This window comes from Azospirillum canadense, assembly GCF_025961225.1.
Classification (GTDB): domain Bacteria; phylum Pseudomonadota; class Alphaproteobacteria; order Azospirillales; family Azospirillaceae; genus Azospirillum; species Azospirillum canadense.
The window spans coordinates 1,483,341-1,504,653 of sequence record NZ_JAOQNG010000010.1 but is presented as its reverse complement, the minus strand read 5'-3'; the positions used below and the strand labels follow the sequence as shown (position 1 = coordinate 1,504,653).

Annotated in this window: 19 protein-coding genes and 5 tRNA genes; 14 read left to right on the top strand and 10 right to left on the bottom strand. The window is 69.3% G+C overall.

Annotation, left to right across the window (positions count from 1 at the left end):
- Positions 1–165 precede the first annotated feature (165 nt).
- The 5 genes from M2351_RS42775 to M2351_RS42755 all read right to left on the bottom strand — a co-directional run bounded on the left by M2351_RS42775 (position 166) and on the right by M2351_RS42755 (position 7,359).
- Positions 166–1,842: a methyl-accepting chemotaxis protein gene (locus tag M2351_RS42775; RefSeq protein WP_264662032.1), complete on the bottom strand. Its 1,677-nt coding sequence runs from the start codon at positions 1,840–1,842 to the stop codon at positions 166–168.
- Positions 1,839–2,450, bottom strand: coding sequence for a chemotaxis protein CheW (locus tag M2351_RS42770; RefSeq protein ID WP_264662031.1), 612 nt, complete (start codon positions 2,448–2,450; stop codon positions 1,839–1,841). Before M2351_RS42770 ends, M2351_RS42775 begins: the two co-directional genes overlap by 4 nt.
- Entirely contained in the window at positions 2,450–3,868 is a 1,419-nt protein-coding gene (locus M2351_RS42765; RefSeq protein ID WP_264662030.1) for a CheR family methyltransferase, read from the bottom strand. Before M2351_RS42765 ends, M2351_RS42770 begins: the two co-directional genes overlap by 1 nt.
- Entirely contained in the window at positions 3,865–4,407 is a 543-nt protein-coding gene (locus M2351_RS42760) for a chemotaxis protein CheW (RefSeq protein WP_264662029.1), read from the bottom strand. Before M2351_RS42760 ends, M2351_RS42765 begins: the two co-directional genes overlap by 4 nt.
- Positions 4,408–4,686: 279 nt before the next feature.
- Positions 4,687–7,359 carry a carbohydrate-binding domain-containing protein gene (locus tag M2351_RS42755; RefSeq protein ID WP_264662028.1) on the bottom strand — a complete coding sequence of 891 codons (2,673 nt, stop codon included), beginning with the start codon at positions 7,357–7,359 and terminating at the stop codon, positions 4,687–4,689.
- Between the two features lie 264 nt (positions 7,360–7,623).
- On the opposite strand from M2351_RS42755, the gene M2351_RS42750 reads away from it, so the two are divergent.
- A complete protein-coding gene (locus M2351_RS42750) occupies positions 7,624–8,097 on the top strand; it encodes an RT0821/Lpp0805 family surface protein (RefSeq protein WP_264662027.1) in 474 nt (157 codons plus the stop codon).
- Between the two features lie 155 nt (positions 8,098–8,252).
- Here M2351_RS42750 and M2351_RS42745 read toward each other — a convergent pair whose 3' ends face one another.
- On the bottom strand, positions 8,253–9,569 hold the full coding sequence (locus M2351_RS42745) for a class I SAM-dependent methyltransferase (RefSeq protein ID WP_264662026.1): 1,317 nt from the start codon (positions 9,567–9,569) through the stop codon (positions 8,253–8,255).
- 73 nt (positions 9,570–9,642) lie between these two features.
- Complete coding sequence (locus M2351_RS42740) at positions 9,643–10,395, bottom strand: SDR family oxidoreductase (RefSeq protein ID WP_264662025.1); 753 nt, start codon at positions 10,393–10,395, stop codon at positions 9,643–9,645.
- Positions 10,396–10,580: 185 nt separating this feature from the next.
- Here M2351_RS42740 and M2351_RS42735 point away from each other — a divergent pair.
- The 5 genes from M2351_RS42735 (at position 10,581) to M2351_RS42715 (ending at position 11,116) form a co-directional block, all read left to right on the top strand.
- Positions 10,581–10,655 (top strand) — tRNA-Thr (locus tag M2351_RS42735).
- A 1-nt stretch (position 10,656) separates the two neighbouring features.
- Positions 10,657–10,732, top strand: a tRNA-Ala gene (locus M2351_RS42730).
- A 99-nt stretch (positions 10,733–10,831) separates the two neighbouring features.
- Positions 10,832–10,908, top strand: a tRNA-Asp gene (locus M2351_RS42725).
- A gap of 58 nt (positions 10,909–10,966) precedes the next feature.
- A tRNA-Val gene (locus M2351_RS42720) sits at positions 10,967–11,041 on the top strand.
- A 1-nt stretch (position 11,042) separates the two neighbouring features.
- Positions 11,043–11,116: transfer RNA gene (locus tag M2351_RS42715), tRNA-Gln, on the top strand.
- Between the two features lie 79 nt (positions 11,117–11,195).
- Here M2351_RS42715 and M2351_RS45430 read toward each other — a convergent pair.
- The gene (locus M2351_RS45430; protein ID WP_406567501.1) at positions 11,196–11,363 is read right to left on the bottom strand and encodes a hypothetical protein; all 168 of its coding nucleotides are present in this window, start codon (positions 11,361–11,363) and stop codon (positions 11,196–11,198) included.
- A 777-nt stretch (positions 11,364–12,140) separates the two neighbouring features.
- On the opposite strand from M2351_RS45430, the gene M2351_RS42705 reads away from it, so the two are divergent.
- Together M2351_RS42705 and M2351_RS42700 are read left to right on the top strand one after the other, a co-directional pair.
- Entirely contained in the window at positions 12,141–13,790 is a 1,650-nt protein-coding gene (locus M2351_RS42705) for a sensor domain-containing diguanylate cyclase (protein ID WP_264662024.1), read from the top strand.
- A 165-nt stretch (positions 13,791–13,955) separates the two neighbouring features.
- Positions 13,956–14,216: a hypothetical protein gene (locus M2351_RS42700; protein WP_264662023.1), complete on the top strand. Its 261-nt coding sequence runs from the start codon at positions 13,956–13,958 to the stop codon at positions 14,214–14,216.
- A 123-nt stretch (positions 14,217–14,339) separates the two neighbouring features.
- Here M2351_RS42700 and M2351_RS42695 read toward each other — a convergent pair whose 3' ends face one another.
- Positions 14,340–14,555, bottom strand: a complete 216-nt coding sequence (locus M2351_RS42695) for a SlyX family protein (RefSeq protein WP_264662022.1) — start codon at positions 14,553–14,555, stop codon at positions 14,340–14,342.
- Positions 14,556–14,723: 168 nt separating this feature from the next.
- On the opposite strand from M2351_RS42695, the gene M2351_RS42690 reads away from it, so the two are divergent.
- From M2351_RS42690 to M2351_RS42680, 3 genes are all read left to right on the top strand, one after another.
- Positions 14,724–14,951 carry a hypothetical protein gene (locus tag M2351_RS42690; RefSeq protein ID WP_264662021.1) on the top strand — a complete coding sequence of 76 codons (228 nt, stop codon included), beginning with the start codon at positions 14,724–14,726 and terminating at the stop codon, positions 14,949–14,951.
- 163 nt (positions 14,952–15,114) lie between these two features.
- On the top strand, positions 15,115–15,456 hold the full coding sequence (locus M2351_RS42685) for a hypothetical protein (RefSeq protein ID WP_264662020.1): 342 nt from the start codon (positions 15,115–15,117) through the stop codon (positions 15,454–15,456).
- Positions 15,457–15,572: 116 nt separating this feature from the next.
- Positions 15,573–15,917, top strand: coding sequence for a Gas vesicle protein V (locus M2351_RS42680; protein WP_264662019.1), 345 nt, complete (start codon positions 15,573–15,575; stop codon positions 15,915–15,917).
- A 67-nt stretch (positions 15,918–15,984) separates the two neighbouring features.
- On the opposite strand, the gene M2351_RS42675 is transcribed toward M2351_RS42680, so the two are convergent.
- On the bottom strand, positions 15,985–17,676 hold the full coding sequence (locus M2351_RS42675) for a methyl-accepting chemotaxis protein (RefSeq protein ID WP_264662018.1): 1,692 nt from the start codon (positions 17,674–17,676) through the stop codon (positions 15,985–15,987).
- A gap of 282 nt (positions 17,677–17,958) precedes the next feature.
- Here M2351_RS42675 and M2351_RS42670 point away from each other — a divergent pair, with 282 nt between their 5' ends.
- From M2351_RS42670 to ade, 3 genes are all read left to right on the top strand, one after another.
- Positions 17,959–18,402: a hypothetical protein gene (locus tag M2351_RS42670; protein WP_264662017.1), complete on the top strand. Its 444-nt coding sequence runs from the start codon at positions 17,959–17,961 to the stop codon at positions 18,400–18,402.
- 135 nt (positions 18,403–18,537) lie between these two features.
- The gene (locus M2351_RS42665; protein WP_264662016.1) at positions 18,538–19,446 is read left to right on the top strand and encodes a DUF1176 domain-containing protein; all 909 of its coding nucleotides are present in this window, start codon (positions 18,538–18,540) and stop codon (positions 19,444–19,446) included.
- Positions 19,447–19,501: 55 nt separating this feature from the next.
- Positions 19,502–21,211 (top strand): adenine deaminase, encoded by a 1,710-nt coding sequence (gene ade / locus M2351_RS42660; protein ID WP_264662015.1) that lies wholly within the window; start codon positions 19,502–19,504, stop codon positions 21,209–21,211.
- The last annotated feature ends 102 nt before the right edge of the window (positions 21,212–21,313 follow it).

Here is a 21,313-nt window from a genome sequence, read left to right as displayed (position 1 = left end):
GGGGGAAACGCCGGCAATGCTGTGGGTTATCGGCCTTCGGCCGCCCCCTCATCCCAACCCTTCCCCCGCTCTCGGCGACCACAGGCCGCCTGTCGCCGGCAGCGCAAGCTTCGCTTGCGGGAAAGGCCAGAGGGGGGAAGGGCTTATGGCCGCGCTCCCGGGCCATCACACGCGGTAGTTCCGCACGGCCTCGACCAAGCCCTGGCCGAGGTCGTTGAGGTTGGCGGCGGCACCCTCCAGCTGGCGGGTGCCGGCGGCGGTCTGGCTGCTCGCCTCGCGGATGTTCTGCAGCGCCTGGATCACCTGCTCCAGGCCGATCTGTTGCTGGTTGGTGCCGGCGACGATCTGCTGGAAGGCGAGCAGGCTTTCCTGCACGCTCTCGGCGAGATCGCGGATGGTGGCCTGGGTAGCGTCGGTCTGCCGCTTGCCGGCACCCACACGCTTGACCGCCTCCTCGGTGAGCATGACGGACGCGTTGATGCCGTGCTGGATCTCGCTGAGGTTGGAACGGACCTGCGCGGTGGCCTCCTTGGCTTGGTCGGCCAAGCTCTTGATCTCGCTGGCCACCACGGCGAAGGTGCGGCCGTGCTCGCCGGCCGCCGCCGCCTCGATGGCGGCGTTGAGCGCCAGGAGGTGCGAGCGTTCGGCGATGTCGTTGACGGTCAGGATGATCTCGCCGATCGCCTGGGTGCGCTCCGACAGCACGACGATGTTCTCGGCGACCGCCTCCGCCTGCTCGCGGATGGCGTCCATCGCCTGGTTGGTGTCCTCCACCGCCTTCAGCCCGTTGTCGCTGGTCGCCGCCGCGGCCTCGGCGTTCTCCGCCACGTCCTGGGCGCGCCGGTTGATCTGCGCGCCGGACTCGGTGATCTCGCTCAGCGTCGCCGTGGTTTCTTCCACTGCCGCCAGCTGCTGCGCCACGCTGGCCGCCTGCTGCTGCGTGGAGGCGCGGATCTGCGCCGTTGCCGCGTGCACGCTCTCCGCCGTCGCGCGGGTGGTCGCGGCCATGCTGCGCAGGTTGGAAGTCATCTGGTTGAGGTGCTGGCCGAGTTCGGCCAGCTCGTCGTCGCCGTCCACGGTGACCTCCCGCGTCAGGTCGCCGTCGCCGACGCGCGAGACGTAGCCGATCGCGGTCCCAAGCCGCCGCGTGATCGAACTGCCCATCAGGTAGGCGATGGCGATGGCGGAGCCGATCACGACCAGCACCGCGATGATGGAGGCCTGCTGCGCCTCGTCGTAGATGGCGCGGATGTCGTTCCGGCCGGTTTCCGACAGGCGGTGGATTTGGTCGTGGAGCCGGCCGAGCCGGTCGTTGAGCGTCTGGCGCATCTCGTCCAGCCGGGTGCGGCGCTGGACGAACTCCTCGCCGTTGCCCTGGTCGAACCGCCGCATCATTCCCAGGGCTTCGTCCAGGATCGTCCGGGCGATCCGGTCGAAGCCATCGACCTCGCCGCTCAGGTCGCTCCAGACCCGGCGCCGGTCCTCCGTGATGCCGCGGCCGGCCAGCTCGGTGGTCAGCGCCTTCAGCTTGCCGGATTCCTCCAGCATGCGGGCGGCGCCCGTCTCGTAGCGCTGGCGCAGAGGCCCGATCTCCAGCGGGCGGCCTTCCAGCTTGGCCATCGCCGCCATGTTCGTCACGGTCTCGCGGATGCTGCGCAGGTTGCTCTGCATCACCTCGATCTCGCGCACGGCTTCGGAAACCTGGATGTCGTAGGTGGAGATCGCCGTCATCACGCGCAGCGCGTCGGAAAAGCGCATCAGCTGGAAGGTTGCCAGCGCGGTGGTCAGCAGGCAGAGGATCCCGAAGCTGACGATGAGCTTGTGCTTGACCTTGAGTTTCATTCGTCCTTCGTGCTCCTCAGCTGGTCGAGGATCGCCGCCACGTCGACCACCGCGATCCGGCCGTCCGTGACGGCGGTGACGAAACGTCCGGCCTCGGGCGGGGCCTTCGCGCGCAGCGCGTCGAGATCCAGGTCGACGATGGTTTCCACGGTGCGCAGGCGCAGGGCCACCGGGCGCATGCCGCCTCGAAGGACCACCGCGAAACCGCCGCCGGCCGGGACGGCGGTGCGCCCGCACAGCCGGTCCACGTCGTAGAGGCGCATGATCCGCCCATCGATGGCGATCAGCCCCAGCAGGTCCGGCGGCGCGCCGGGCACCCGCGCCACGCGCGGCAGCGGCACCACGCGGGCCAGCCGGGCCAGCTCCAGCCCGTACAGACCGTCGGCGCCGCGCCCGATCAGAAGGGGAAGGACCGGCGCCTCGTCCTGTGCGTGGGCGCCGCTCGCCGCCAACTCCTCCGCGCGGCGGCGCAGCAGCGCGTCGGCCCAGGCGCTGCCGAAGGCCCCGGACTCCTCCGCCTCTTGCCGCGTGCGGGCGAGCCGGTCGCGGACGGCGGCCCAGTCGATGTCGCCGTCGAGATCGCGGTCGGTTCCGGACAGGAAATCCATCACCCCTCCTCCCCGGAGAACCAGAGGTCGATCATGCTGCGCAGCTCCGCCACGGTCAGGCCGCCGCCCTCGGCGACGAGGTCGGTGCCGTCGCGGTCGGCGACCGCAGCCCGCGCGTTGCGGAAATGCCGCTGCGCCGGCGCCAGCTTGCCGCGCCGCCAGTAGGCCAGCGCGAGGTGATAGTCGGCCAGCGCGAAGCCGGAATCCAGGTACAGCGCCTTCTTGAAGGCGGCGACGGGGTCGCCGACCCCAAGCTCCTCCTCCAGCAGGCCCAGCCGGAAATGCACCGCGGGGTCGAGCCGGTTGCGCTCCGCCAACGCCAGGCAGGCCTCCAGCGCCGCCGCACGGTCCCCTTCGGACATGGGGTCGGTCGGGCGCGGCTCCGGCGGCCGGGCCGGGGCGGGAGGGGGAGCCGGGGACGGGGAGGGCAGGGGGTCGATTGGACTGGCCGGCGGGCGGATGGCGGGCTTCGCCGTGCGGGCGGCGCGTCGGCTCGGCGGCTCGGCGGAGGACGGTTCAGGGGCGGCCGACAGGTTCGGAAGCGCGGGCGCCGGGGTGCAGCCGGGCAGGGGCTTGCGGTAGAGCGTGGCGCCGGGAACCGGCACGGGTGTGAACAGGGCGTTCACCTGCGGCCCGGTCTCGGCGTGGCCGACCACCAGCCAGCCGTTCGGCGCCAGCGCCGCGTGCAGCCCTTCCAGCAGGCGGCCGCGCGTGGCCTCGTCGAAATAGATCATGACGTTGCGGCACAGCACGACGTCCAGCGCGCCGAGCCCGCGCGGGTAGTTGGGCAGGGTCCCTTCGACCAGGTTGAAGACGGAGAAGGTCGTCCATTCCCGGAACTTCAGCTTCACCGCCAACTGGTCGCCGCGGCGGTCGAAGCATTCCTCCAGCACGGCGGGCGGCAGGCCGCGCACAGCCCAGTTGCCGTAGACGCCGCGCCGGGCCGCGTCGATGAAGGTGGCGTTGATGTCGGTGCCGATGATGGCGACCTGCCAGTCGCGCAGCTGCTCCGCGAAGTGGCGCTTCAGCAGGATTTCCAGCGTGTAGGCTTCCGGCCCGATGGAGCAGCCCGCGCTCCAGATCCGCAGGATGCGGCTGTCGCGGTTGCGGCGCAGGCATTCCGGGATGGCGACGGCGCACAGCGCCTCGAACTGCTCCGCGTAGCGGAAGAAGAAGGTTTCGCCGACCGTCAGCTCGTTGATCAGCGCTTGGTATTCCGGGCCGGCCGGCCCCTCGGCGTTCAGGATCGCCAGATAGCCGGCAAGCCCCGTCATCGACCGGTCGGCCAGCCGGCGGCTGACCCGCTCCGCCAGCGCTTGGTCCTTGTCGGCGTAGTAGGCGAGCCCGGTGGCTTCGATCACGGTCGATTTCAGGCGGGGAAAGACGGGATCGTGCAGGACGGCGTCGACGCGGTTCATGACGTCGGCTCCGCAGCGTCTTCCGCTTCGGCAGGTTCGGAGGCGGCGGATTCGGAAGCAGCCGGTTCGGAAGCGGCCGGCTGCCACCGTGCCGCGCGCTCGTCCGCCAGATCCTGGAAGGCGGCGAGCAGTCGGCCCTCGGTCTCCGTCAGCAGGCGTTCGGGGTCGAGCAGGGTGGCGTTGCCGGCGCCGAACGGGAAGCCACCCACGGCGCAGCCGTTGAAGGACAGCGCTGCGTCGGTCTCCAGAAGCATGGATTCCGGCACCGGCACGATGTCGAAGATGCGGTCCACCAGCAGGGCGAGCGGCCGCTCCTCCCGCTCGATCAGCAGAAGCGGCGCGTAGAGAGCCGCCGGCGCCGGGTCAAAGCCCAGCAGAATGTCGAGTCGGAGGACCGGGACGGTCTGGTCCCGGTGGCGGAACAGGCCCGCGACCACCGGTGGGGCGGCCGGCGGGCTGTCAAGGCGCGGCAGCGGCAGGACACGGCGAACGGCGTCCGCCGGCAGGGCGAGAACCCTGCCGGAAACGGAAAAAACCACGTTCCGTGTCGCCGCTGCCGTCGCAACCATGGGCGGATGCTGTTCCTGCCGATCGGGGGGAGTCGAAACCGGCGCAGAACATGACGCATCGCATCTGTGTTGGAAATACCACGAAAGGCAAAGAGCCCAGCCCAAGTTGGGGATAGGGGAGGAAGTGCATTGCCCCCTCCCCAACCCTCCCCCTCTTCGAGGTGGAGGGGGCCGTGCGTCGCGGCGGCAGTTCCCTCTCCCTCGAAGAGGGGGAGGGCTAGGGAGGGGGCAACCGCGCCCCCGTCCCGATCAGGTCGTCAGCAGGCCGATGATGTCCGTCGGCAGGTGGTCGAACCCGTGGCCGTAGGCCGCGCTGTCCGACGCCAGCGTGTAGTTGCCGTGGGACGCGTCGGTGAAGTGCGGGTCCAGCACGACCGCGGTCTTGTCGTAGCCCGCCGCCTGCCAGTCCGACAGCTTGCCGGTCGACCCGCTCGCCAGCACCTGCGGCCACACGTCGAACAGCTGCTTGGAGGTGTCGATGTGGCTGTAGATGTTGCCGGTGAAGGTGCCGACGTTGCCCGGGCCGTAGATGTGCACGGCCGAGCCCTTGGACACGTCGATGATGTTCTCCGTGATGGAGTTGCCGGTCATCGCGTGGCCCTTGTAGCCGCCCCAGGCGACGCTCTGCTGCAGGCCGATCTGGGCGCCGGAGTTGTCGGCCATGATGTTGTTGGTGACCGTGTTGTTCCAGCCGCCGTGCAGGAAGATGCCGCCGATGTTGCCGTGGACGAGGTTGTCCTCGACCTTGGCGCCGCTGGTCCAGTCGTCCAGGTAGATGCCCCAGCTGACCTGGTCGCCCCCGCCGGACACCGACGTGCCGGTGACCTCGTTGTGGGCGACGATGTCGCCGGTCAGGTCCTGCTGGCGGTTGATCAGGTAGATGCCGCCGCCGTCGCTGGTCGCCAGATTGGCGTTGATCACCTTGTTGTCGGTGATGCTGACGCGGTAGGTGGCGTCGCTGCCCGTCGTCTCCACCGAGCCGACGGCGATGGCCTTGGCCGGGGTGTTCTCGACCTGGTTGTGCGTGACCGTGACGTCGGAGCTGCCGTTCACCCAGATGCCGGCGTCGCCGATGTTGGCGGCGTTCGGCCGCTGCACCAGGTTGTCCGACACGTCGGTGAAGTTGGAACCGGCCTTCACGTAGATCGACTCCGCACCGGTGCCGATGAAGGTGTTGCCGGTGACGTGGCTGTTGGCGCTGCCCTCCACCGTGATGCCGTAGCCGCCGCCCTTCACCGTGTTGTCGGTGAAGGTCAGGCCCGAGGCGTTGTTGGCGTAGACCGCGTGGCCGTCCGTGCGGGTGTCGGTGAGCGTCAGTCCGTCGATCGTCACGTTCTTGGCGCCGCCAAGGCCGATCAGGACGGACGCCTGGCTGTCGCCGTGGATCACCGGCTTTTCCGACCCGTAGGCCAGGAACTTCACGCCGCTGTCCTGGCTGTCCAGCCAGACCACGTCCTTCACGTGGTAGTCGCCGCCGCGGACGTAGGTAGTGTCGATGTTCGGGTCGGCGCGCATGGCGTCGCGGGCCGCACCCAGCGTGGCCTTCGGCCCGTCGGTGCCGTCGGCGTTCGGGGCCGCCAGCTTGCCCGACCAACTGTCCTTGCCGTTGGCCGCCACGTAGATGGCCGGGCCGGTCGGCGTGTTGGGGGTGGTCGGGTTGGTCGGCGTGGTCGTGCCGCCGCCCGTATCGCCGCCACCGCTGCTGGTGCCGGGGAACCAGGACTTGTCGGCCGCGACCTGCAGGGTGCCGTTCCACCACAGGCCGGACTGGCCCTTCACGACGTCCTGACCGTCCAGCGCGCCCTTGTCGTAGGTGACGTTACTGTCGGTCGGGTTCGCCGCGTGGCCGTTGATCGTCACCTTGTTGACGATCAGGGAGCGATCCTGCCCGTTCACGACGGCGTCGTTGTCGTACTGGATCTGGATCTTGTGCGCCTGACCCTGCGTGACGTCGGTCTTGAAGGTGTAGTCCTTGGCGGTGGTGCCGGCCGTGCCCTCGCCGACGGCCTTGCCGTCGACCAGCAGCTTGAAGTGCGCGTTGACGCCGCCCGCGGCGTTGCCCTGCGCGTTCACCGTGATGCTGGTGTTGCCGGCGGTCGGGGCCGTCGGGGTGGTGGTCGCCGGGAATTCCGACGCCGGGGCGGCGACCTGGAGGGTGCCGTTCCACCACATGCCGGACTGACCCTTGACCACGTCGACGCCGTCCAGCGCACCCTTGTCGTAGGTGACGAGGCTGTCGGTCGGGTTGTGGGCGGTACCGTTGATGGTGATCTTGTTGACGATCAGCGAGCGGTCCTGGCCGTTGACCACCGCGTCGTTGTCGTACTGCACCTGCACCTTGTGCGCGGCGCCGGGAGTGGCGTCCACGGAGAAGCTGTAGTCCTTGGCGGACGTGCCGACCGTGCCCTCGCCGACCTTCTTGCCGTCGACCAGCAGGTTGAAGTGCGCGTTCACCCCGCCCGCGGCAAGCCCTTGCGCGTTCACGGTGATGGTCGACTTGGCCGCGGAGGCGGCGGTGGCCGGGTAGTAGGAGGCCGGCGTCGCGAAGTTCAGCGCGCCCGGCCAGTACAGGCCTTCCTGCCCGGTGATGATGTCCTTGCCGTCAATGGCGCCCTTGTCGTAGGTGCCCTGGTTCGGGGACAGCGTGTTGCCGTTCACGACGACGGAACGGACGAACAGGTTGCGGTCCTGGCCACCGGCGCTGCCGTCGTTGTCATAGACGATCTGCAGCTTGTGCGCCTGGGCGGCGGAGACCGGCGCGGAAAAGGTATAGGCAGACGGGCTGGCCGCGCTGACGGTTGCCTGGCCGGCGTCGACGCCGTCGATCAGCAGGCGGAAGTGCGGCCAGATGCCTCCGGCGGACTGCCCATAGGCGTTCACGACAATCTTGGCGTCGTTCTGGCCCGTGGTGGTCGTAGCCATCGGTTGGTTCCCTCATTGTGTGCTCAACAGACGCGAGCATGGCGAGGGACGTACGACATTTGTGCGCCATTTTAGTAACACGCAAGAGGCCGCTTTTGGTAACAGCCGCGGTCACGCCTTCCTGTGTTTCTATCCGCGTCCGCCGCCCCCCGTGAGGGTGGGGCGGTTCGGGAGCCGTGCGCACGAGACCGCAAAAAGGCCATGGAAGAAGAGGCCGTCCCGCGTGTTGAAGGCGTACGCCAAGAACCAAGAGGCATGCTTTCCATGAAGAAGATCGCTGTTACCGCCATCATCGCCCTGTCGCTGGCCGGCTGCTCTCAGAGCGGCAACGGCTACGGGACCAAGCAGACCGTCGGCGCCGTCGGCGGCGCCGTTGCGGGCGGCGCGCTCGGTTCGCGGTTCGGCGGCGGCACCGGCAAGCTGATCGCCACCGGCGTCGGCACCCTGCTTGGCGCCTACGCCGGCAGCGAGTTCGGCAAGTCGCTGGACCGTGCGGACGAGGGCTACGCCCAGCAGGCGGCCAGCCAAGCCTACGCGGCCCCGATGGGCTCGACCATCCAGTGGAACAACCCGGAATCGGGCAACCGCGGCACCATCACGCCGGTCCGCGACGGCCGCGACAGCAGCGGCGCCTATTGCCGCGAGTACCAGCAGACCGTCTACGTCAACGGCCGCGCCCAGCAGGCCAACGGCACCGCCTGCCAGCAGCCGGACGGCTCCTGGCGCATCGTGTCGTAACCACGCAGCGAGCCCTCCTCCGCCATGGGGGAGGGCGAGGCGCGGGAGATTTTCACCACCAAGACACCAGGGCACCAAGAATCCTCGCGCCCGGCACGGCGTGGACTCTTGGTGTCTTGGTGCCTTGGTGGTGAATCCCCCTTGCCCGGTTCCCGTCAGCCGGCCTTCCCGATCCCCGTCAGGCGGATCGCGACCTGTTTGGTGAACAGGTTGACGGCGACGACCTCGAAGGATGCGCGGTGCTCCTTCGCGTATTCGTGGAAGGCCTTGTATTCGTCGTCGCGCCAGGTCCGGTTGCCGATGAACTCGTCGAAGACCAGCACCGTGCCGACGCGGAAGCGTGGGGCGAGCGCGGTCAGAACGGTCTTGGCCGACGAGTAGATGTCGCTGTCCACGTTGACGAAGCGCACCGGCCCGCCATGAGCCGCCAGGAAATGCGGCAGCGTGTCCTCGAACCAGCCCGCGTGCAACACCACGTTGGACGGCACCGGCGGCAGCTGCTTGCCGGTGGACAGCACGCCCTGCGGCTCGTTCACCCAGGCCTCCGGCAGGCCCTCAAAGGAGTCGAAGCCGTGGACGGTGTCGTCCGGCACCGCTTCGGCGATTTGGTTGATCGAGGTGCCGCGGCGGACGCCGAACTCCAGGACGAGGCCGGAGAGCGTCGCAAGGTCCAACGCGTGGCGCAGCAGGTTGGCGCCGACGCCGAACAGGCGTGCGCTGGCGGCCATGTGCGGGCGCAGCGTGGCCACGGCCTCCACCAGCGGCAGCCGCTTCGAGTGGCCGGCGACCTTCGCGTCGAACAGCGCGTCGGCTTCACTGTCGCGGCCGAGCAGCCGCAGATAGGCGCACAGGAAACCCCAATATTTGCCGGCGGCACCCGGGCATTCCGCGGCGCGGCGCAGGCGGCGCAGCGCGTCGTCGGTGCCGTGCAGGTCCAGCGCCGCTGCGTGGCTGCCGAACCAAGCCGCGGCGTGCTCCGGGTCGTCGGCCAGCCGCTCGTCGTGGGTGGCGAGCGCCCCAGCGGCGTCGCCGAGGTGGGCGAGGCTGAGCGCCCGCTCGTACAGGATGTCGGCGCCGCGGTTGCCCGCGGCCAGCGCCTCGTCCGTCACGCGCAGCGCCTCGTGGTAGAGCGCGTCGCGGCGGTAGGCGCCGGCCAGCGCCTCGCGCAGGCCCGGGAAGCCGGGGGAGGCGGCGGCCACGCGCTCGAACAGGCGGACGGCGTGCAGCCGGTCGCCCGCGGCCAGGGTGGCGTGGCCGAGGTGGAACAGGGTCTCCAGGTCCTCCGGCGCCTGGGCCAGCGCCCGGCGCAGATGGCGCAGCGCGGCGGCGTGGTCGCGCCGGCCGAGCTCCGCTGCGCCGGTCAGCCGGTCATGCTCCACCCCGGACAGTCCGGAGGAAGCCAGCAGGCGCAGCGCGTGCTTGTAATGACGCGCGGCGAGAAGGCCGCGCGCCGTGGTCAGGACGTCGTCCAAGGAAGGGCCCACCCGTCGCTCGCGAATCGAGCGCGACATGTGCCGTCATGCGGGCCTCGGACGCAAGCCCCCCTTACAAGGTCCAGCCGCCGTCGATGACGTGGATGGCGCCGGTGGTGAAGGCCGATTCGTCGGACGCCAGATAGACGGCCAGCGCCGCGATCTCCTCCGGCTTGCCGAGGCGGCCCATGGGCTGGCGGCTGATGAAGGCGGCGCGCGCCGTCTCCACATCGCCTTGGGCGGCGATGCGGTCGTCCAGCGACGGCGTCTGGACCGTGCCCGGGCAGATGGCGTTGCAGCGCACGCCGCGTCCGACGAAGTCCGCGGCGATGGACTTGGTCAGCCCGATCACCGCCGCCTTGGTGGTGCCGTACACGAAGCGGTTCGGCACGCCTTTGATGCTGGAGGCGCCCGACGACATGTTGATGATGCTGGCGGTCTTCCCCTGCTGGGCCTGGTCCAGCATGGCCGGCAGGAAGGCGCGGCACATCCGGTACATGGACCCGACGTTGAGGTCGAGCGAGAAGTCCCAGTCGGCCGGCGCGCAGTCCAGGATGGTCCCGTGATGGACGAAGCCGGCGCAGTTGAACAGCACCTGCACCGGCCCGATCGCCCGCGCCGCTTCCGTCACCGCCGCCGAATCGCGGACGTCGAGCCGGCGCGTCTCGATGGCGCCGTTCTCGGCGCGCAGCCGCTCCAGCGCGTCTTCGTTGACGTCCGTGGCGATCACCCGCGCGCCCTCGGCCGCGAAGGCCAGCGCCGTGGCGCGGCCGATGCCCTGGCCCGCCGCGGTCAGCAGGGCAGTCTTGCCGGTAAGCCTGTCCATGATCCCTCCCATTATGATGGGCCTCTTGCGGACCCGAAGCGCGGCCAGTCTGCGCGGGCCGGCCGGGCGGCCGCAAGCTGGCCTTGGTGGCTAGTCCGGGGCCGGTTTCGGGAAGAAATCACCCCTTCGATATTTTCCCCTTTGACAGGGGGGCCGGGGATTGCTATTCACCCGCTCCCGCCGATGCTGCCGTAGCTCAGTGGTAGAGCACTCCCTTGGTAAGGGAGAGGTCGAGAGTTCAATCCTCTCTGGCAGCACCATGGGGCCGTAGCTCAGCTGGGAGAGCGCCTCGTTCGCAATGAGGAGGTCAGGGGTTCGATCCCCCTCGGCTCCACCAACTTCTTCGGCGGTTGGTTGGTTGACTTGAGTAAGTTTGGTAAGGTTGAATTTAGTGCTTGCTTCGGCGGCCTTTGTTCTTTAGAAGGTCGCCTACGACGCGGGTGTAGCTCAGTTGGTTAGAGCGCCGGCCTGTCACGCCGGAGGCCGCGGGTTCAAGTCCCGTCACTCGCGCCACTTTCTCTTCGGTCACCCCGTGTGGCCACAGTGTTTGGTTGTAGGTGTCTCGCGGTTTGGTCCTGTAGCTCAGCGGGAGAGCACTACGTTGACATCGTAGGGGTCGCTGGTTCAATCCCAGCCGGGACCACCATTGGGGGATCGTCTAGCGGTAGGACAGCGGACTCTGACTCCGCCAGCCTAGGTTCGAATCCTAGTCCCCCAACCAACTTCCCAAATCTTCCAAAATTCCCTGCACACCGCGCGTTTCGGGCGAAGCTAACCGGCGTGTCCGTCGGCCGTGACGCTCACAGCCCGGCGGCGAACAGGTTGGATTCGAACCGCATCTCCATGCCGGTGGTCTGGGCGCCTGCGGTCAGGTCCGGGACGCGCTTCGCCAGATGGGCGACCAGTTCCGACACGCTGATCATGCCGTTGTGGTCGGTGTCGGCCGCCTTGCCGAACGCCTCCAGCAAGGCGAAGGTGAAGGCGCCGTGGCCCCAGCGGGCGCTTTGGTAGGATTTCTGGTCGACGCTCGACGAGGTGATGACGGTGGCGTTGCTGCCCGCCAGGGCGGCGCTGAGCGCCTTGGCGCCCGGCCGCCGCCGACCGTGCCGGAATGGCAGGTGTCGAGCAGAAGCAGCACCCGGCTCCGTTCCGCCAACAACTCCACCTGCCGACGCAACTCCGACAGGGAGAGGCTGGCCGCGGCCATGCGGGAGGGCTGAAGCGAATCGACCCCGTGGGCGATGACATGAAACTCCCCGTCGATGACTTCCCGTGACCGGAGAGCAGGATCACTGCCAAATCTTGCGTGGGGTCGCTGCCGCGCATGCCCGCCCGCATGGCGCTCAGCGCGTCGAGGATGCCGACCCGCGTCGCGTCCTTGTCGGTGACGGATTGGGCGAGCGCCTTGCCGTAGGGCGTGCCCTGCTCGCCGTCCAAGGTGGCCATCACGTCGCGGGTGTCCCTGGCGGTGTAGGTCAGGCCCAGCCCCTTCGCCTTCTCGCCGTAATCGTCGATGCCCACGGTCAGCACATGCAGCCGGGCGCCGGGGGTGGCGCCGGTGCGGCGCCTCACCGCTTCGCGGGCGGCCGCCGCACCGCATGGACCCTGCCATCCCCGCACGGTCACACCTGTTTCTGGAAAAATCGAAGTAGGTATGCGAACTTTTTTGTCCGCGCGGACGTGGGCCGTCCGGCATGACGGCCCCGGTCGGCTGCGCGGGTGGGACGGCAGGGAGGGGTGCGGCGATGGTCGCCAGGGAACGCGGGCTGCGGACGACGGTGGCGCTGACCAGCGCGGCGCTGGTGCTGGGCGTGTCCGTCGTGCTGGCCGGCCTGACTGGGATGCGCTCGCGCGCGCGGATCGAGAACGCCATTGGCCGGTCGCTGTCGGAGGCCGCCGACCAGATGGCCGACCAGCTCGACGGCTCCATGTGGGCGCGCTCCAGCGAGGTCGCCATGCTTGCCAAGCTCGGCGTGATCCACAACCTGGGCGACCCGGCGGCGATGCGCCGGCTGCTGGACGACTTCAAGGCGACCTTCCCGACCATGTCCTGGATGGGCATCGTCGACCCGAAGGGCAAAGTGCTGGCGGCGACCGACGGTATCCTGGACGGTGCCGACATCTCCGCCCGGCCGGTCTACCGGAACGGGCTGAACGGCCTATTCGTCGGTGACGTGCACGATGCGGTGATGCTGGCCAACCTGCTGCCGAACCCCAGCGGCGAGGCGATGAAGTTCGTCGACATCTCCATTCCCGTGCGCGACGCGGATGGCCATGTGGCGGCGGTGCTGGCGACCCACCTCAGCTGGGAATGGACGCGCGATCTGCGCCGGGCGCTGATGGCGACGATGCAGGACCGGCCAGGGCTGGAGCTGTTCATTGTGGCGGCCGACCGTACCGTGCTGCTGGGACCGCGCGAGTTGCTGGGCGCCAAGCTGGAGATCGACGCGGTGCGCCGCGCCCAGAGCAACGACCGCGGCTGGGCGGTGGAGACCTGGCCGGACGGCCGCGACTACCTCACCGGCTACGCCTTCGGCAACGGGCACCTGACCTACAAGGGCCTGGGCTGGAGCGTCATCGCCCGCCAGCCGCTGGAGGTTGCTTACGCGCCGGCAACGGCGCAGACGGTGGAATCAGTCCTGGTCGGCGGGGCGATGGTGCTGCTGTTCAGCGCGCTGGGCTGGCTGGCCGCCGGGCGCGTCACCGGCCCGCTGCGCCGCATCGCCGTGGCCGCGGAGCAAATCCGCGCCGGCGACCGCGCGGCGGAAATGCCGGTCGTCGCGGGGTCGGCGGAGATCGCCTCGCTGTCGGCGACCCTGCGCGACCTCGTGGACGGGCTGGTCCACCGCGACGCGGCGCTGGTCCGCCTGGAGGACATCGCCTACCAGGACCGGCTGACCGCCCTGCCGAACCGTCGCTATTTCGAGCAGTATGTGGAGGCGACGACCTCCGGCGGCGGCTCCGCCACCTTCCTCTACATCGACCTGGACGGCTTCAAGCCGGTCAACGACCGGCTGGGGCACGACGTCGGCGACATCGTGCTGCGCCAGGTTGGCGGGCGGCTGGCCGCCTGCTTCCGCGGCGACGACGTGGTCGCCCGGCTCGGCGGCGACGAGTTCGCCGCGGTCCTGCCAGCCCGCACAGGGACGGAGCCGCCCAACCTGGATGATCTCGCCGCCCGGATCATCGCAGCGGTGAACGAACCGGTCGTGGTGAAGGGGGAGGCGGTGAGGGTCGGCTGTTCCATTGGCGTCGCCCAGTGGCCGGCCGATTCCGCAGACGTGGCGGAGGCCCTGCGCTTCGCCGACCAGGCGCTCTACCAAGCCAAGCGCGACGGGCGCAACCGGGCCGTCCGCTGGTCGGAAAACCTGACCGCGACCGCTGGCGCCGCCTAACCTGCTCATTCCCGTCACCAAGGGGGAACCGCGTCCGGAACAACCGGGGAAAGCGGTGGGTAAGGCGCTTGCACGATGGAGCCAAGTCCCCGTCTTGCCGTTTCATAACCGCACCGGCCCGGCACGCGGCCGGCGTGGTGCGGACGGCCAAGGCGGGAGAGTGAGATGAGCCTCGACAGTAAAGGACAGCGCGCCCGGATGCTCCGTTTGCTGGCCGTCGTCGAACATTACGAACGCAACAGCGCCGTGGGCGCGCAGCTGATGCGCGGCACCCGCTACGAGCTGGCCGTGCAGGCGACCGACGTGAACGGCGACCGATGCCTGTTCCCCGCCTGCGGCTGCGCGGGCGCCGACTGCGCCCGCCGCCCGCCGCCCGGCCCGCAGATCACCTGGGGCGGCCCGAAGGCCGGCTGGCGCGTGCGCTGAGGCGTGATGTTTCAGCACCACCAAGGCACCAAGACACCAAGAGTCCATCCCGTGGCGGGCGCGGGGATTCTTGATGCCCCGGGTGTCTTGGTGGTGTCTCGCGTGCCGGTGACGGAAGCCTCCTCAATAATGCGGGGGCGGAGGCTCGTCCTGCGAGGCGCGGGGCGCGCCGGATTCCAGCTCGGCCACGCGGTCGCGCAGGCGGCGCAGGTGCGCCGTCAGAAGGTCGATGGTCCGCCCCTGCTCGAACATCACCGAGGATAGCTCCTCGGCCATGCGCTCGTGGTGGGCGATCCGGCTTTCCAGTTCGCTCAGGCGGCGTTCGACAGCGTCGTCCATTCCCAATTCCCACAGTCACGAGTCCCAGCGCCGGTCGGCGCCGGCCGTTTTGTACTGTATTGGAACGTTCGATTCCCGCCTTTTGTTGGCCGCTTTTTTGTTGCAGGGCCGTTCCGCACGGCCGGGGTTAGGGTTGGTTCAACAAAGCAACAAAATTGCGAGGAGACCATGTTGCGGTTGGGAACGAAAGTGCGCCACCAGGGGCGCGAAGCCATGGTGATCGCCCGGACCCTGGGCGGCAGCCAATCCTACGACCTGCGCCTGATCGACGGCACCATTGTGAAATACGCGTCCGAGGAGGACTGCGAGGTCGTCGCGGGCGACGCCGGCCGGCGCTCCGCCTTCGGCGCCGGGCCGGCTGAGCCGCGTGCCGCCGGGCTGCCATTCCCCGGCTGAAGCCGGGGGTGAAACAGGCGTTGCCGAAGCCGCGCCGTCCGCGCACTATCGCGCGATGGAACGGCTTGACCAAGACAACAGCCCCGGACGGGGCTGGCGCGTGATCCAGGGTGGCGGGGCGCCGGCTTCGCCGTCGGTATCGGCGGAGGATACGGCCCGTCCCGTGCCTGAGGACTACGGGCTGACGCCCGCGGACCTGCGCATCTGGTACGCGCCGGGCCGCGTGGGCGCGCTGCTGGCGCTGGCCGCCACCGCCGGCATGGCCGTGCTGGAGGCCTGGAGCGGCCTGCGCTCCGCCGACGGGTGGGTGCTGGGGGTGCTGGGCGGGTTGCTGTACGGCGCGCTGTTCGGCGGCTTCGCCGGGCTCGGCCTGATGGTGCTGGTCCACTGGTGCGACCCGCTGGTGGGGATGGCTTGGCCGGCCTACGCGCGCCTGCGCCGCTACCGCGAGGACCTCGCCGCCGCGCGCGCGGCGGAGCGGGGGAACGAGGGCTATGGCGCCTGAGCGGGGCCGAACCGACGCCTCCACCTTCGGCCGAGACTGCGGGTCTATTCCTTATGGAGCGATGGTGTTTTCGCGTTCGCGCACAATCTGCATATAAGCAGATTGGGAGAGACGCTGTGAATCGATTCGACGAGAAAGTGTATCGCGTCCCGAAACGCAAGGACGGGCCAAGCCTCGCCGAGCAGAAAAACCAGTTGCTGCGTCTGAAACAGGATCTTGAGCAGTTCAAGGCCCGCCAGGCTGGCACCGCGGTAATCGGAAGCTTGCAGGCGCGCATCCGTGACCTGGAGGCCAACGTCACCCGCGCCGAAGCCGCCGGCATGATGGACCGCCAATCCCGCCGCGCTCCGGGAGAGGAGGGCGGGGAGCCCACGGGCGAGGGCGGAGCCGAGGGGCCCGGCGGCTACCGCGCCACCTCCAGCCGCTTCCCGCCGCGCGGCCGGCCGGGCCGGGATTATTAACGGTTTCAACCGCCCCTCTTCCCTCAAGGGAGAGGGGCTTTGGTTGTTTTGGATCCGCAGAGGCCCCTCACACCGCCTTCATCTGGCGGGCGAAGTCGTCCACGTCGCTTTGCAGGGTGCGGGCGTGAACGGTCAGGCCCTGGGCGGCGCCGAGCAGACCGCCGGCCGCCTCGCCGGTGCGGCCGGCCGCCTGGGACACGCCGGAGATGGTCGCCGACACCTCCTGCGTGCCGACGGCGGCTTCCTGGACGTTGCGGGTGATCTCGCGGGTCGCGGCACCTTGTTCCTCCACCGCGGCGGCGACGCCGGCGCTGATGTCGTTGATGCGCTCGATGGTGCCGACGATCCCGCTGATGGCGCCCACCGCCTGCTGCGTCTCCGCCTGGATGGCGACGATCTGGGCCGAGATCTCCTCGGTCGCCCGGGCGGTCTGGTTGGCGAGGTTCTTCACCTCCGACGCCACGACCGCGAAGCCCTTGCCCGCCTCGCCGGCGCGGGCGGCTTCGATGGTCGCGTTCAGGGCCAGCAGGTTGGTCTGGCTGGCGATCTCCGTGATCAGGTTGACCACCGCGCCGATCTTCTCCGCCGCCTGGGCGAGGCCCTGGATGGTGACGTTGGTGCGCTGGGCCTCGTGCTCCGCCTCGCTGGCGATGCGGGCGGCCTCGCCGATGCGGGCGCTGATTTCGCCGATGGAGGAGGACAGCTGCTCCGTCGCGGTCGCCACGGTCTGCACGTTGCCGGTCGCCTGCTCCGCCGCCGCGGCCACCGTCGAGGACCGGCGGGAGGCATCGTCGGCGGCGTGGGTCAGGGATTCGGCGTTGGAACGGATGCTGTCAGCTTCGCCGTTCAGCGTGCGGCACAGCCCGCCGACCTTGTCGGCGAAGGCGCGGGTCAACGCCTCCAGCCGGTCCTGGCGCTGCTGGCGGGCGGCGGTGTCTTGGCGTTCCTGCTCCGCCAGATCCCGGTTCCGCTTCAGGGCGTCGCGGAAGACCAGGACGGCGCGGGCCATGTCGCCGATCTCGTCGCTGTTGCGCGTGCCCGGCACCTCGGCCGCCACGTTGCCGGCGGCGATGTCCTTCATGGCCGTGGTCATGCCGCCGATCGGACGGGCGATCATGCCGCGCGCCACCACCACCGCGAGGAACAGGCCGAAGGCCACGCCGCCGAGGCCGAAGCCGACCATCAGCAGGGTCCAGCGGCTCTGCGCCGCCGCCAGTTCCGCGTGCAGGCGGTCGATCATGGTCTTCTGCTCGGCGCCGAGCGCTTCCAGCGCGGTGTTCAGCGCTTGGCGGTTGCTGCGGTTCGCGTCGTTGTCGCCGTACAGCCGCCCTTCCGGCGCGCCCTTGTCGCGGGCGATGCGGACGAGTTCGGTGCGGAAGCGGACGAACTCCTCCGCCTTCGCGGCGACGGCGTCCAGCGACGGCCGCGAGTCCGGCGGGGTGAGGGCCTTCAGGTCGCCCAGCCGGTCGCCCAGCGTCTTCAGCGTCGCGAGCAGGGGCTTGCCGAACTTCTCAACCTCCGCCGCGTCCTTCGCCATGTAGACGCCGCGCGAGTCCATCACAACCGACAGCACGAGCGCGTTCAGGCGTTCCCCCAGGAACTGCCGGCTGGCCGCCTTTTCGATGAATTCGGACTTGGCCGCGAGATCCTGCATCGCGACAACGCCCATCAGCCCGGTAACGGCCGCGACCGCCACCTGAAGGCTGACGAGCAGATACACCTTGGGTCCGATTTTCAGACTTCTGAGAATGTTCAGCATCTTGGGACTTCCCTATGGCCCGCGATCTTGCGTCGCTTTTCTCGCCAACGATAATGAGATCCCTCAGGGTTTCCGAAATCTTAAATCGATCTATGACAAGTTGCCGCGTAACGCTTGGGGTAGGGTTGGTCCAACGCCCTATTGTTCAGTACGCATACAATTTGATACGATCCGCTTTTCCGCGACCCCGGCCGGCGCCGACCGGGAATAAAGCTGTCGGCGGAATGTTCATGGGGGTGTGAGGAGCGCATCGCTCAACCACCACCCGCCCGCTGGTGACCCATGACCACCGCCCCGTCGGCCACAGCTTTCTCTTTCGCCCGCTTCCTTCTTCCCGCAGCGATGCTCGCGCTGTCCGCCTGCAACGTCAGCGGCCTCCAGGTCGCCACCTACGACGGCGGTCCGGCTTACGGATCCTCTTACGGATCCTATGGTTACGGCTATGGTAGCGGCTACGGCGTGCCCGTTTACCGGTACGGATACGAGGCGCCGACCTACCACCGGGGCCCGCGGTCCTGGGGCTATCCGGACTATTACGGGTCGAGTGATCGGGGCTGGGGCGATCGTGGGTGGGGCCGCAGCGGCTGGGAACGGTCGCGCTATCAGCGGTCCTACGCCAACAACGGGCGCTGCGACGACGCCCGCTACCGCACCTCCAACGGCGGCCGGGCGGACCCGGGAACGGACGAGCGGGACTGCCGCAAGTACGGCGACGGGCGGAAATGACAGCCCGGGATTTCATGGGCCCCGGATTTCACGGGGTAGAATTTTCACGCTGCGGAAAAGTTTGGCCGGGCCGGACCGCGGGGGTAGGGTGGGCGCCCTCCGTCCCTTCCCCCGACCGACTTGGGCCAGACCTTCATGCGCCAGACCCTCGCCGCCGCTCTCCTCCTCCTGCCCCTGGCGGTGCCTGCCGAGGCCGCCCCGTTCTCCAGCTTCGCCCCGAGCTTCGACTGCGCGAAGGCGTTGCAGCCGGCTGAGAAGGCGGTCTGCGCCGACGCGACGCTGTCGTCCATGGACCGGCTGCTCGACCACGCCTACCGGATGGCGCTCGACGGCCTGCCGGCGGAGCAGGCCGCGCCGCTGAAGGGCGACCAGGTCCGCTGGCTGCTGGAACGTGCCCGCGCCTTCAAGGCGGCGAATGAAGACCGGTCTGTGCTGGTGACGCTCTACGATCAGCGGCTGCGCGCGGTGATCGCGAAGGCCGGGCCGCGCATCTTGCCGGCGGCGCTGGCCAAGGCCGAGCCCATCGACCCGCTGGCCGAGGCCGGCCCAGGGGCGGAGGAGGAGATCGCTTTCGTCGCCTATGTCCTGACCAGCCTCTACCCCGACCCGCCGGTCCCCGGTGCCGGTGGCGAGGCGGAGGTGATGTCGCCCTACGAACGCTACGCCGGCTTCACCTACGCCGGGGCTCTGCCCGATGGGCGGCTGTTCGTCGCCGTCGCGCAGGACTGCGGCGCCTACCAGTGCTCCACGACGCCCTTCCTGGTCGACAAGGCCAAGGGGACCGCCGCGCGGCTGGCGGTGGAGGTGGTGGAAAAGGGCAAGCGCCGGCTCGACCCGCAGGCCGTCCCGCTTGGCGCTCCGACGGTGAGGGGCGACGTGGTGGAGGTGTTCGAGCAGGCGCGCGGGGCGGGCGACTGCGGCGTGAAATGGCGGTACCACGTGGAGGGCACGACGCTGGCGCTGGTCCAGGCGGTGGAGAAGCCGGCCTGCGACGGCAAGGACTGGAGCCGCGCCGTCACGCGGAGTTACGGAAAACCCAATTGAAGCGGGCTTCGCCGCCCTCCACCTTCAGATTCTCAAGATCAGGAGGGGGCGGGGCATGACGGTCAGCCGGGACGATTTGAAACGGCGCATCGGGCAGGCGCTGGGCGAGGCCAAGGCCGATCTGGTCATCAAGAACACCCGCTTCCTGAACGTCGTCACCGGCGAGATCGCCGAGGGCGACGTCGCTGTCTGCGGCGACCGGATCGTCGGGACCTATGAATCCTATGATGGGGTGGAGGAGATCGACGGGCGCGGCCTGACCGTCGTGCCGGGATTCATCGACACCCACGTCCATTGCGAATCCACCTGCGTCACCCCGCAGGAGTTCGACCGCTGCGTCCTGCCGCGCGGCACCACCACGGCGATCTGCGACCCCCACGAGATCTGCAATGTGCTGGGCGAAACCGGCCTGCGCTACTTCCTGGACAGCGCGGGTGGAACGGTCATGGACCTGCGCGTGCAGCTGTCCTCCTGCGTTCCGGCGACGGAGCTGGAGACGTCGGGCGCACGGCTGGAGGCGCCGGATCTCGTCCGCCACAAGGACCACCCGAAGGTGCTGGGGCTTGCCGAATTCATGAACTTCCCCGGCGTCTTCCACAAGGTCGACGGCGTTCTGGACAAGCTGGCGGCGTTCGACGGGCGGCACATCGACGGCCACGCCCCATTGCTGAGCGGGCGGGAGTTGAACGCCTATCTCTCCTGCGGCATCCGCAACTGCCACGAAACGACCAGCGTGCCGGAAGCGATGGAGAAGCTGCGCAAGGGCATGCAGGTGCTGATCCGCGACGGCTCGGTGTCGAAGGACGTGCACGCGCTGGCCCCGGTGATCCAGCCGGAAACTTCCCCCTTCCTGGGCTTCTGCACCGACGACCGCAACCCCCTCGACATCGCCGAGGAAGGGCATATGGACCACCTGATCCGCAGCGCCATCCGGCTCGGCGCGCCGGTGGCCCACGTCTACCGTGCGGCGACTTGGTCGGCGGCGCGCGGCTTCGGCCTGTTTGACCGCGGGATGGTCGCACCCGGCCAGCGCGCCGACCTCGTGCTGCTGGACGACCTGGAGATCTGCGCCATCAACCGCGTGATCCGCGGCGGCCGCGTGGTGACGGCGGAGAGCTTCACCGGCCGCCCAGCGGTGGAGCCGGTGGGGCTGAACTCCGTGAAGCTCGACCCGGTGACGGCGGAAGACTTCGCGGTGCCCGGCGGTGGTTCGGTACAGTCCGTCATCGGTGTGCTGCCGGGCAAGATCATCACGGAGCATCGGCGGCTGGAGGTGCCGTCGAAGGGCGGCCACCTCGTCGCCGACCCGGAGCGCGACATCCTGAAGATCTGCGTCTTCGCCCGGCACGGCACGAACCGCAACGTCGGCCGCGGCTTTGCGCAAGGGTTTGAATTCAAGGAGGGCGCGCTGGCCTCCTCGGTCGGGCACGACAGCCACAACGTCTGCGTGGTGGGGGCGAGCGACGCGGACATGGCCATCGCCGTCAACCGCCTGATCGAGCTTCAGGGCGGCTTCGTCGCCGTGCGCAACGGCCGGGTGGTGGGCGAACTCGCCCTGCCGCTGGCCGGGCTGATGAGCCTGGAGCCTTTCGAAAGCGTGGAGCGGCGGTTGCGGACCCTGCGCGCGTCGGTGCGGGAGATGGGCTGCCCTCTGGCCGAACCCTTCCTGCAGCTGGCCTTCCTGCCGCTGCCGGTGATCCCGCATCTGAAGATCACGGATCGCGGGCTGGTGGATGTCGACCGGTTTGAGTTGGTGGGGGTGTAAGGGGGAGAGTGGTTGCGCTGAGCCCCCACCCTAACCCTCCCCCATCTTCGCTCCCGCGCAAGCGAAGCTTGCGCTGGCGCGGCAGGCGGACCTTCGGTCCGC